Source organism: Azovibrio restrictus DSM 23866 (assembly GCF_000429665.1).
Taxonomy (GTDB): domain Bacteria; phylum Pseudomonadota; class Gammaproteobacteria; order Burkholderiales; family Rhodocyclaceae; genus Azovibrio; species Azovibrio restrictus.
The window spans coordinates 158085-170038 of record NZ_AUCH01000004.1 but is presented as its reverse complement, the minus strand read 5'-3'; the positions used below and the strand labels follow the sequence as shown (position 1 = coordinate 170038).

Genomic DNA, 11954 nt, shown 5'->3' with positions numbered 1-11954 from the left:
TTAGTCCCCCGCCGCCTGCATGGCGGCGAAACGGCGGCCCAGGAGCGCCGCCGTGGCCTGCATCAGGTTGAGGCCGATGCGGTCCACCCGGCGCTGGCGCCAGTCGGCCAGTTCGGTGCCCGCCACCCACTGGTTGAAGGCCCCCAGGGCCGGACCGCAGTGGATCTGGAAATCCACCTTGCGCGCGGCCTCGCCGCTCAGGGCCCAGCGGCTCGCGTCCCGGAAGTAGTGCCGGAACACCAGGGCCATGCGCTGCTTGGGATGCTGGGCCAGACGCTCCTGCTCGGCGGGGGAACAGCCGGCCCGGACTTCTTCATAGACGGCTTCCAGGCTGCGCTGGAAGTAGCGCTCCTCCAGCTGCCGGCGGCTCTGGGCATCGAGCTGCTCCAGGGATTCGTACTGGCGGTAAAGGCTGGCCAGCTTGGCGGCCCGGGCCGGGAAGAACACCCCCTTCTTCAGCACCTGGACCCGGGACCCCATCTCGAACATGTCGCCGGAGGGGGCGTAGTCGGTGTCATGGACCTGCATCTCCTGGAGCATGTCCTTGACCAGATCGCTGGTGCCCGCCTCCACGGTGCATTGGTTGATGGAGCCGGTCATGATGAAGTCCACGCCCATGACGAAGGCCGCCGCCGCCGCTTCCGGGGTGCCGATGCCGCCGGCCGCCCCCACGTGCAGCCGGTGCCCGGGGAACTCCCCCTGGACCTTGTCGCGCAGGGCCAGGGCGGCGGGAATCAGGGCGAAGGGCATGCGCTGATCCGTGTGCCCGCCGGAATCCGCCTCCATGCACAGGGCGTCGGCCATGGGCACGGCGGCCAGCAGTTCGGCCTCTTCCGGGCTGATGGCGCCGGCGGCCAGGAGCTTGTCCACCAGGCGCCTGGGCGCCGGGGAAAAGAACTGGGCCCCCAGGTCGGGACGGGACACCTTGGCGATGATCCGGTTACGGACCTCCACCCGCCCGTCCGGCCCCCGTACCAGCCCCTTGGCCCGGTAGCGCACCAGGGCCGAGGTCACCTCCATGAAGGCGGAAGCTTCGATGGTGCGCACTCCGTGGATCAGCAGGAGCTCGGCCAGCTGTTCCTCCCGCTCCGGGTGCAGGGTGTGGGCGATGAAATTGACCCCGTAGGGGGCGCCGGGGGGAATTTCCTCCTGGATGCGGACGATGGCGTTCTCCACCGTTTCCAGGTCCAGGCCGCCGACCCCGAAGAAGCCCATCAACCCGGCCCGGGCCAGGCTGACCACCAGCTCCACCGAAGCCACCCCCTGGTACATGCCCCCGGCCAGGTAGGCGTGGCTGAGGCCGAAACGGCGGCGGAACTCCGCATCCCCCAGGCGGCTGGCATGAAAGCCGCCGGCCCCGGGCGTAGCGCCCGGGCTGAGGCTTTCCCCTGCTTCCCCGGCACTAGCGGGTGCCGCCTTGGCCGCAGCGGCTTCCTGCTCCCGGGCCGCGGCCTCGGCCGCCAGCTGGGCCGGGTCCAGGGGACCGGCCTCGTTCAGGGTGCGCATCACCATGGGCTTGACCACGGCCATGCCCTGGGGACCGATCTCGTCGAAATCCACCACCGCCAGCCCCTGGGCCAGCAGGTAGCGCAGGCTCTCGGCCCAGCGCACCGGGGCGGTGATCTGCTCCACCATGCGCGCCCGGATGCTGGCCGGCTCATGGGGCCGGGCAGTGACGTTGGCGATCACGGGAATGCCGGGGGGCGCGAAGGAAATCCCGGCCACGAAACTGGCAAAAGCATCCCGGGCCGCCGCCATGAAGGGGGTATGGAAGGCGCCGCTGACCTGCAGCAGCTTGAAATAGCTGGCCCCGGCCGCCATGAACAGGGGCTCCGCCGCCGCCACCGCCTCCCGCCGCCCGGACAGGACGATCTGCCGGGGGGTGTTGAAGTTGGCGGCAAAGACATCCCTGAGCCCGTGCTGTTCCAGGACCTGCCGGACCTGTTCCTCATCCAGCCCCAGCACGGCCGCCATGCCGCCGCCCCGGGCCTGGGCCATCAGCTCGCCGCGCCGGCGCACCAGGCTGAGGCCGGTCTCGAAATCCACCACCCCGGCGGCGAACAGGGCCACGTATTCGGACACCGAATGGCCCAGGAGGAAGTCCGGCCGGGGCCCCTGGGCGATCCGCTGCAGATAGGCCAGGCTGTTGACCACGAACAAGGCGGGCTGGGTGAATTCGGTCTGGGTGAGCCGCTCCAGGGGACCTTCCAGGCAGAGCTGGGCGACGGAATAGCCGAGCACCTGGTCGGCCTGCTGCACCAGCTCGGGAAACGCGGCGAACAGTTCGGCGCCCATGCCGATGCGCTGGGCACCCTGCCCGGGAAACATGAAGGCTTTCATGGGGCCCATCGCTCCTTGCCTGCTGGCGCCACCGGGAAGCAACCGCGACGCGGCAGCACGGGCGCATGGAAGTTTGCAAAATGATGACGAACCGGGAAGCTGCCCTGCCCCACCCCGGGAAATGCAGCTTCCAGTCCCGGCGCCCCCGCCCCGGCCGAACATGGGCGGAGACCCGGAGCAAGCCGGGAGAAAAGCGCCGGGGCAGACGCAAGAGGCAGGCTAGGGATGTTCAGCGGGGTGTCCTCGTGATAAAACCGGCTTCAAGAAAAAACGGCAAGTAACAACGACGCCTCTCTCAACGACGCCCCTCTCGGGCCTATGGCTCCGGAGTATAAATGATCCCGGCCGCTGCAATGATGAATCACGGCAGCATTTCTCACAGCGACTTTCCCCTGACGCCGACGCCCCCCATGAGCGCTCCCCTCCCCGCCTCCTGCCCGCTCCCCGCGCCCTTCCGGATCGGGCCCGGGGAGTGCCATCTCTGGGACCTGGACCTGGAAGCCCCGCTCCTGCCGGGCCAGGAAGCCCTGCTGGACCCGGAGGAGCAGGCCCGGGCCGCAGCCTTTCGCGTCCCCCTGCCGCGCCGGCAGTTCAGCACCACCCGCAGCGCCCTGCGCCTGCTGCTGGGCGCCTACCTGGCGCAGCCCCCCGGGTTGCTGCGCTTCTGCCTGGCCCCCCATGGCAAGCCGGGGCTTGCCCCGCCCTATGCTGAAGTCGGGCTGCACTTTAATGTGAGCCACGCGGGCCAGCGGGCCCTGATCGCCCTGACGGCCGACCATCCGGTAGGCGTGGATATCGAAGCCCACCGCCCTCTGGGGGAGGACGGCGCCGGACTGGCGGCGATGATCTGCCACCCCCGGGAGCTGGCCGCCTGGAAAGCCCTGCCCCAGGCTGGGCGGCTGCACGACTTCTACCGTATCTGGACTGGCAAGGAGGCCCTCTCCAAGGCCCTGGGCCTGGGTCTGGGCCTGGATTTCCGGCAGCTGGAACTGGATGCCCCCGGCTTCCCGGGGCTGCCGCCCTCCCAGCCATCCCTGCCCGGTGGCTGGCAGTTGCACGTCCTGGAAGCGCCGGCCGGCTACAGCGCCGCCCTGGCCCTGGCGGCGGGCACCCGCATCAGCCGCCATTCCTTCCATGCCGCCGCCTTCCCGGCAGCGGTCCCCTGGCCAGCCACCGGAAACCGTCCATGAGCCTGCCCCACGCCCTCTGCATCCGCCCCGGCAAGGGCCGCCCCCTGTTCCTGATCCACAGCATCGCCGGCGAACTCACCTGGGTGCGGCACATGGCCAAATACCTGGAGACCGGGCATGCCCTGTACGCCTTCGCGGCCCCCGGACTCAACGCCGAAGCGCCCTTCTTCTACCGTCTGGAAGCCATGGCCGCCGCCTATCTCCGGGACCTGCGCCAGGTTCAGCCCCGGGGGCCCTACCTGCTCGGGGGCTATTCCATGGGCGGCGTCCTGGCCTTCGAGATCGCCCGGCAGCTCCAGGCGGCCGGGGAGCCGGTGGCCCAGCTGATCCTGATGGATGCCTTCGCCCCCCGGGCGGAGCTGGGACAGCAGATCTGCCACTGGAGCCGCAACGGCCTGCTGCTCCAGGTGATCACCAACCAGCTGGCCCTGCAGTGGCAGGCCCGCCAGCTGCTGCCCCCGGAAGCCCTGCCCCGCCTGCCCTTCAACGCCCAGAGCGGACACGGTGCCCGGCACCTCCTCGAACATTGCCGGGTACCGCACCAGGAACAGGCCCTGGCCGCCTATCTGCGCCGCTGCCAGATCCTGATGCGGGTGCACGCCCAGCTGCTGGCCGACTACCGCCCGACGCCCCTGGCACCCGGGCCCCGGGTCGTGCTGTTGCGGAACACCCTGGGCCTGATCGGCCAGCCCAGCGCCCTGGCCCTGCCGCAACTGCCGGAACCGGAACGCAACCCCGCCCACGCCTGGGAAGCCCTGCTCCCCGCGCCTCCCACCACCCTGCCCATGGCCGGCGAGCACTTCATGCTCGGCGGCGAAGCCCCGATGGCCGAACTCTGCCGGATTCTGGCGCCCGAGCTGGAGCCGGACGGCTGAGGCTGAGCCGCTGCAGGCTCAGGCGGCAGCGCAGCGCCCCGAGTACAGGGCCCGGGACAGGGTCGAAAGCCGGCTTGCCTGCTCCAGGCGGCGCAGCTTTTCCAGGGGCAGCCCGGCTTTTCCTCGTCTTGCTCCCCAGACGGCCCCCGCCATCGCCCCCAGGGTGTCCGTGTCGCCGCCGCATCGGGTGACAAAGTCCAGCATCTCATCAAAGGGTCGGTCCGCAAAGCTCAGGGCGACAAAGAGGGCCGTCACGCAGGACCTGGCCGCTGCGATCCCGTTCCCCAGCTCCGCCGCTACCTGCCGAGGCTTGGGCAGGACTCCGGCGGCCAGCCAGGTGGCGGCGATGTCGATGCTCCGGGTGAACTCCACATGCCGGGAACAGGCCCCCGCAGCCAGCAGGATTTCCAGCGGGTCCGCCTGCCGCAGGGACAGCAGGGTGGCCGTCGCCACGAGCAGCGCCCCTTCGACGCCCCGGGGATGGGCATGGGTGATGAGGGTGACCTGCTCCACGGCCTCAAGCAGCGCATCGGGGCGCCGGGCGTAGAAAAGGGCAAGCATCGGCGCCCGCATGGCGCCGCCGTTGCCATAGGAGCCTTCCGGATAGACGGATCTGTTGGCCAGCTGCCAGTCCTGTCCGGCGGCGATCTTCTTCAACACCCTTGCCGCCCCCGGCCCATACCCCCGGCTCCAGCGGTAACTCCGGGCAAAGCGCCGGGCCAGGTCGTCGGCATCCACCGCTCCACGGGCAAGCAGCGATTCCGCCACATCGACCGACATCTGGGTGTCGTCCGTCCAGCGCATCTCTCCCGCCCTGGTCGTGCCGATCAAGCGCCACAGGAGACGCTCGACCGCCCCCCCTTCAAAGGGCGCTCCCAGGGCATCGCCAAGTGCCAGGCCCAGCACACAACCCTCGAACTGATCTTCGGATTCCAATTACGAAACGCCTCCTCTGGCCTTATCCGGCCTGGCCCCGGCAGCCCCATGAACAGGGCCTGTCACCTCCGGAATTTGCCTCCGGGGTGACAGGCCCTGTGTTCTCCAGCTGAAAGCCTCCGGCCCCCCAGGGCGCCGGAGACGGCTGTCACTTTTCCAGTACGTAGGTGCCCGGGGCGTCCATGAGCGGGGCGTAGCCCTTTTGGGCCGCACCCAGGCGGGGCGGCTTCACTGGGGCGCCGGAACGGGCCTGGAGCCAGGCGGACCAGGCCGTCCACCAGGAGCCTTCATGGCGGGGGGCCTGCTGCAGCCAGTCGTCGGGGGAAACGTAGTTGCCCCCGGCCGGCCGTTCCTGCATCTGGTAGTCCCGGCGCGGCCGCCCCGGTTCGCTGACGATGCCGGCGTTGTGGCCGCCCTTGGTGAGCACGAAGGTGATTTCCGCCGGGGTCAGGTAATGGAGCTTGTACACCGAGCGCCAGGGGGCCACATGGTCGGTCACCGTGGCGACGCAGAAGGTGGGGGTACGGATGTCCGACAGCACCACCGGCTTGCCCCGCACCGGGTAACGCCCTTCCGACAGGTCGTCATTGAGGAACAGGCGGCGCAGGTACTGGGCGTGCATCAGGGCCGGCATGCGGGTGGCGTCGGCGTTCCAGGCCATCAGGTCGTTCATCCGCGCCGGTTCCCCGAGCAGGTATTCGTTGACCATCTTGGACCAGAGCAGGTCGTAGGAATTGAGCAGCTGGAAGGCGCCCACCATCTGGCCGGCAGTGAGATAGCCGGTATCCCGCATCTGGGCTTCCAGCATGGCCAGCTGGCTGTCGTCGATGAACAGGGCCAGCTGACCCGGTTCGGTGAAGTCGGTCTGGGCGGTAAACAGGGTCATGGAGGCCAGGCGTTCCTGGCCGTCCCGGGCCATGGCCGCATTGGCGATGGCAAGCAGGGTTCCCCCCAGGCAGTAACCGGCGGCATGGACCTTCTGCTCCGGCACGATGGCATTGATGGCATCCAGGGCCGCTTCCACCCCCAGGGCCAGGTAGTCGTCCATGCCCAGGGAGGCTTCCGCTATGCCGGGGTTCTTCCAGGAAATGCAGAACACCGTGTGGCCCTGGTCCACCAGGTACTTGACCAGGGAGTTGTGGGGCGACAGGTCGAGGATGTAGTACTTCATGATCCAGGCCGGCACGATCAGCACCGGCTCCGGGTGCACCTTTTCGGTACTCGGAGCGTACTGGATCAGCTCGATCAGGGCGTTGCGATACACCACCTTGCCCGGGGTGACGGCCACATCCTGGCCCACCACGAAGTTCTCGGTGCCCGCCGGGGGATGGCCGTTGGTCTGGCGCTCCAGGTCCAGGATGAAATTGCGCATGCCCTGGGCCAGGTTGGCGCCCCCGGTCTCCAGGGTCTTCTGCAGCACCACCGGATTGGTGAGGGGATAGTTGCCGGGAGAAAACAGGTCGAGCATCTGCCGGGCCATGAAGGACATCACGTGCTCATGGTGGCGGGACACCCCGGGAATGCCCGTGGTGGCCGCCTGCCACCAGGCCTCGTTGGCCAGGAAGGCCTGACTGAGCAGGTTGAAGGGCCAGGTCTGCCAGGCAGGATCGGCAAAACGCCGGTCCGGCCGCCCTGCCGGGGCCCCGTCCTGGTTGCGGGCTTCCTGCCACAGGGCCTGGGCCTGGACATAGGCCATGCTGAGCAGATCAAGACGCTTGCCGGGGGCCCAGGCCAGGTGCCCAGCCCAATCGGCCATGGCCAGGAACAGGGACATGGGGGAAACCGAGCCGGTCAGCCGCGCCACATTGGCCAGGACCTTGATGTCCAGCGGCGTCTTGCGGATGGCCGGATTGGGCGTTTCGGTCGCCGGGTTGGGGCTGACGGCAGCAGCCGGAGCCGCCTCTTTCGCGTTCGTCATGATGTTGCTCTCCTGTGGATATCATTCCTGGCCAGCCAGGAAGATCATTGGACAAGCCCGTCAAGATACCCCCAGGACTGCGCCAAAGCCAGCCCTGGGGCATCGGCCATCATGCCTTTGTGTGGGAGTTTTCGCCCGGCCTCAGGCGCCTGCGGTGGCCCGGCACTCGCCGCACACCCCGTACAGGGTCAGCTCGTGGCCATCCACCAGGAAGCCCGGCGGCGCCAGGTTTTCCAGGGTGCCGGGGCAGCCGGGAATATCGAACACCCGGCCGCAGGTCCGGCACTGGAAATGGTGGTGGTGGGGCCGGTCCCGGAGCTCGTAGCGGGGATTCTCGCCGGGCAGATGGACGGCCTCCAGCCATCCTTCCGCCACCAGGCTCTTGATGTTCCGGTAGACGGTGGCAATCCCCAGCCTCGGACTGATCCTGCTGGCCAGCTGCTGGACATCCCCGGGCAGCATGGGGTGGGGGTGATCGCGGAACACCGCCATGATCGCGGCCCGCTGCTGGGTTGAACGTTCTGGTTGTGACATGGCGCTATCCTAGCATTCCTGTCCTGATAATCCTGTTGCCCCCATGCCGGCGATGGAGCAAGGGCTAGGGCAATCCCGACTATGCGGGTTCGGGCGGCGTCATGGTGGCGATGACGTAGAACTCGAAATCACCATCGCCACGAATCCTTACCTCCTGAATGCACACATAGTCAGCCCCTACCTTCCAGAAACTGGCCTTGCCAGAGTCCCCGTTGTCGTAATAAGCGCCGGTCTCGTAGCTCTTGAGGCGAAGCACCTCGTCATCGGCATCCGGCCTGATCCGCTGCTGCAGAGGCAGGCCAGCCCCAGTGGTGCTCAGCGCCGGACCATACTTGGCGGCCATGTGCTTGCACAGGACCGCATAGCATGCGCCGATGGCTTTCTCCATGGCGAACTCCATGTCCTCGTTCATATGGCGGTCATTTTCATAGTCCCCCGACTGCTGCAGGAATAGAGCCGTCTTGCGGCGCGGGGTGGCCACGAGGTGTCGATCCATGGACTCTCGCCCCATGCCCGCCAGGGGCGAACTGGTCACGCGCTTCGGGTAAGGCCGGGTGATCATGTCCTGCAAATCCTTGAACCATTTCTCCGCCTCGGCTTTCGAACCCTGTCCCCAGGCTTTTCCAGCCGACATAAGGAGAAGGGCAACTAAAGACAGAGCGGAATTGAATTTTCTTCGTGAGAGCATGGGCCGACCAGAAAAACGGGATTCGGGACAGGGGCAAAAACCCCATCATCATACATGGGTATAGCCGGTGCTCCGGAACGCCTTACGCAGAGGCTCGCGACAAAGACTGATGGCCCAGAGACCCACATCACGCGCCAGGAAGCCACTGCGCTGGTCGCGGAGAGGTGGCAAAAACCGCTCCTGCTAGAATCCGGGAAATCCGCCTTCCGGCCCAGCCCCGATTTACCCTAACGTCATAGGATGTACAATCCCGGGCACCAGGGCCATGGCGGATCGCAGGTACAACAAGCAGGTAACAATAATCAGGAGGACGGGGAATGTTCACAGGGTTGCGCACGACGCCTATCCGGCACCGGGAAAGCCGTCGGCCTGGGCTGGCCACGGGCCTTGCCGTCGGCTGCCCGGAGCCCCGGCCTGAGCGGGTCGCAAAAAAGCCGCTTGGGGAAGCGGCTGATGGCCCAGGGGGAGAAAGGGGCTGGCGGAGAGGGCGGGATTCGAACCCGCGTGCCGGTTTTACCCGACCATCCGATTTCGAGTCGGCGCCGTTATGGCCACTTCGGTACCTCTCCGGAAGGCGCGGATGATAGCACGATTGACCGCCCGCTTCACCCTCGGAGGGCGTCTGGCGTTGCTGGGCGTGGGCCTGGCGGCGCTGGTGCTGGCCGGCTGCGGGCGGCCCCTGCCCTTTCCCACCCCGGGCCAGGAGCTGGTGGTGCTCACCCATCCCGGCCCCCTGACCTACGAGAGCGGTGCCGAAGGAGAAGAAGCCAGCGGCCTGGAGCACGACCTGGTGCAACTGTTCGCTGCCGAGCTGGGGGTAGCGGTGCGCTTCGTGGTGGTGCCCCGCCACGAGATCCGGGAGCGCCTGGCCCGGCATGAGGGCCACCTGGCCGCCGGCTGGCTCACGCCGTCGCCGGATACCCAGTTCAAGTACAGCAATCCCTATTTCACCAGCACCGACGTGCTGGTGCGGCACGAGGCGGCCCTGCCGATCCGCAACCTGGAAAGCCTGGAAGGGCAGACCGTGGTGGCCAGCAAGGGCAGCCGCCAGTACCGGGCGCTGCAGGAGCTGCAGGGCAAGGTTCCCGGGCTGAAGATTGAGGCCTATCCCTCGGAAACCCCCCTGGACTTGCTCGAAGCCCTGGCCCGACGGCAGGTGGAAATCGTCCTGGTGGACCGGGCCATCCTGGACATGGGCCTGAACTTCTACCCGATGCTGCAACCGGGCCTGGAAATCGGCGCCGCCCATCCCATCGCCTGGCTGTTCCCCGCCGACGGCAATCCGGAAGTTTTCGACCGGGCCCAGGCCTTCATCGCCAAACTCACCCAGAGCCCCACCCTGACCTACCTGCGCGACCGCTACCTGGGCCACCTGGAACGGCTGCGGCAGATGGACGTGGTGACCTTCATCAACCGCATCAGCGCCCTGCTGCCCAAATACCGGGCGTTCTTCAAGCAGGCGCAGCTGGAAACCGAGATCGACTGGCGCCTGCTGGCGGCCCTGTCCTACCAGGAATCCCACTGGGACCCCTTGAACACCAGTCCCACCGGGGTACGGGGCATGATGATGCTGACCGAGGAAACTGCGGACCGGCTCAAGGTCTCGAACCGCCTGGACCCCAGGGAGAGCATCCTGGCCGGAGCCCGTTACGTGAATCTACTCAAGAGCTACATCCCCGAGAGCACGCCGGAGCCGGACCGGACCTGGCAGGCCCTGGCCGCCTACAACGTGGGGCCCGGCCATTTCAATGCGGCGCGCACCATAGCCAAGCAGGTGGGCGCCGATCCCGACTCCTGGTTCGAGATGAAGAAGGTCCTGCCGCTCCTGTCCCGCCCCGAGTACTACAGCCGCCTGAAATCCGGCCGGGCCCGGGGGGGCGAGGCGGTGGTGATGGTGGAGAACATCCGCATGTTCTACGACATCCTGCTGCGTCACGAACTGCCCTACCGCCCCCTGGAAGACATCCAGGAAGGCATGGGCGAGAGCGGCAATCCAAAAGGAAAGGCCAGCCCCGGCGGGACTGGCCTCAAGCTGAGCAAGAAGGAGATCAGGCCAGCGGGCTGATCAGCTCGGCCCCGCCCATGTAGGGCCGCAACGCCGCCGGGATGGTGATGCTGCCGTCGGCGTTCTGGTAGTTCTCCAGGATCGCCACCAGGGTGCGGCCCACAGCCAGACCGGAACCGTTCAGGGTGTGCACCAGCTCCGGCTTGTTCTTCTCGTTGCGGTAACGGGCCTGCAGGCGGCGGGCCTGGAAGGACTCGAAGTTGGAGCAGGAGGAGATTTCCCGGTAGGTGTTCTGGGCCGGCAGCCAGACTTCCAGGTCATAGGTCTTGGCGGAGGAAAAGCCCATGTCGCCGGTGCACAGGGTCATGCGGCGGTAGGGCAGCTCCAGCTTCTCCAGGATCACTTCGGCGTGGCGGGTCAATTCCTCGTGGGCTTCCCAGGACTTTTCCGGATGGACGATCTGCACCAGCTCCACCTTGTCGAACTGGTGCTGACGGATCATGCCGCGGGTGTCCCGGCCGGCGGAACCGGCTTCGGAGCGGAAACAGGGGGTGTGGCAGACCAGCTTCAGGGGCAGGACTTCGGCGGCCAGGATTTCATCCCGGACGATGTTGGTGACCGGCACCTCGGCGGTGGGGATCAGGTACAGGGGCGCGGCCTCCTCGCCCCGGGGCACCTTGAACAGGTCTTCCTCGAACTTGGGCAACTGGCCGGTGCCGAACAGGCTGTCGGCATTGACCAGGTAGGGGGTGTAAACCTCGGTGTAGCCGTGCTCGGCGGTGTGGGTGTCCAGCATGAACTGGGCGAGGGCCCGGTGCAGACGGGAAAGCTGGCCCTTCATCACCGAGAAGCGGGCCCCGGCGATCTTGGCGGCGGCGGCGAAATCCAGCAGGCCCAGGGATTCGCCCAGGTCCACGTGATCCTTGACCGGGAAATCGAAGGCCCGGGGCGTGCCCCAGCGCTTCACTTCCACGTTGCCGGTCTCGTCCGCCCCCAGGGGCACGGACTCATGGGGCAGGTTGGGCAGGGCCGCCAGGATGGCGTTGAACTGCCCCAGCAGTTCCGTCAGGCGGGCTTCGGCGGCTTCCAGTTCGGCCTTGATCTCGGCCACCTGGGCCAGGACGGGCGCGGCATCCTCCCCCTTGCCCTTGAGGACGCCGATCTGCTTGGACAGGGTGTTGCGCTGGTTCTGCAGCTCCTGGGTCCGGGTCTGCAGGGTCTTGCGCTCGTTTTCGAGGGCGGTGAAGCCGCTGAAGTCGATGGCCTTGCCCCGGGTGGCGAGGCGCTGGGCCACGCTATCGAGCTGGCTGCGGAGAAGTTGGATATCGAGCATGGGAATCTTCTGATGGAGGCTGAACGGGCCAAGACGGCGCCAAAGGGGCGATTATACGCGAGCCCGGCACGCCGGACCGGCTGCCGCAAAAGGTAAAAACGGACCCAGGAGGTTTCCCTGGCAGGTCCCAGGGCT

General features: G+C 67.5%; 9 protein-coding genes and 1 tRNA gene. 3 read left to right on the top strand and 7 right to left on the bottom strand.

Translation table 11 applies throughout. The features are described 5' to 3' along the window. Positions 1-2340: an ACP S-malonyltransferase gene (fabD, locus tag G474_RS0105805; RefSeq protein ID WP_026686151.1), complete on the bottom strand. Its 2340-nt coding sequence runs from the start codon at positions 2338-2340 to the stop codon at positions 1-3. Between the two features lie 410 nt (positions 2341-2750). Between fabD and G474_RS21900 the strand changes: the two genes are divergently transcribed. Both G474_RS21900 and G474_RS0105795 read left to right on the top strand, forming a co-directional pair. Continuing rightward, the gene (locus G474_RS21900; protein WP_156919168.1) at positions 2751-3530 is read left to right on the top strand and encodes a 4'-phosphopantetheinyl transferase family protein; all 780 of its coding nucleotides are present in this window, start codon (positions 2751-2753) and stop codon (positions 3528-3530) included. After that, positions 3527-4405 (top strand): thioesterase domain-containing protein, encoded by an 879-nt coding sequence (locus G474_RS0105795; protein WP_026686150.1) that lies wholly within the window; start codon positions 3527-3529, stop codon positions 4403-4405. The genes G474_RS21900 and G474_RS0105795 overlap by 4 nt, the downstream gene beginning before the upstream one ends. Before the next feature lie 18 nt (positions 4406-4423). On the opposite strand, the gene G474_RS19730 is transcribed toward G474_RS0105795, so the two are convergent. The 5 genes from G474_RS19730 to G474_RS0105770 form a co-directional block, all read right to left on the bottom strand. Next, entirely contained in the window at positions 4424-5341 is a 918-nt protein-coding gene (locus tag G474_RS19730; RefSeq protein WP_051281936.1) for an ADP-ribosylglycohydrolase family protein, read from the bottom strand. A 148-nt stretch (positions 5342-5489) separates the two neighbouring features. Further along, the gene (locus tag G474_RS0105785; RefSeq protein ID WP_084513584.1) at positions 5490-7259 is read right to left on the bottom strand and encodes a PHA/PHB synthase family protein; all 1770 of its coding nucleotides are present in this window, start codon (positions 7257-7259) and stop codon (positions 5490-5492) included. 141 nt (positions 7260-7400) lie between these two features. Next, positions 7401-7793, bottom strand: a complete 393-nt coding sequence (locus G474_RS0105780) for a Fur family transcriptional regulator (RefSeq protein ID WP_043463349.1) — start codon at positions 7791-7793, stop codon at positions 7401-7403. Positions 7794-7872: 79 nt separating this feature from the next. After that, a complete protein-coding gene (locus G474_RS0105775) occupies positions 7873-8481 on the bottom strand; it encodes a hypothetical protein (RefSeq protein ID WP_156919167.1) in 609 nt (202 codons plus the stop codon). A gap of 476 nt (positions 8482-8957) precedes the next feature. Next, positions 8958-9050, bottom strand: a tRNA-Ser gene (locus G474_RS0105770). Positions 9051-9061: 11 nt separating this feature from the next. On the opposite strand from G474_RS0105770, the gene mltF reads away from it, so the two are divergent. Next, positions 9062-10546, top strand: coding sequence for a membrane-bound lytic murein transglycosylase MltF (gene mltF / locus G474_RS0105765; RefSeq protein ID WP_169729496.1), 1485 nt, complete (start codon positions 9062-9064; stop codon positions 10544-10546). On the opposite strand, the gene serS is transcribed toward mltF, so the two are convergent. After that, entirely contained in the window at positions 10530-11819 is a 1290-nt protein-coding gene (serS, locus tag G474_RS0105760; protein WP_026686145.1) for a serine--tRNA ligase, read from the bottom strand. The two genes, mltF and serS, sit on opposite strands and share 17 nt — an antisense overlap. Positions 11820-11954 lie beyond the last annotated feature (135 nt).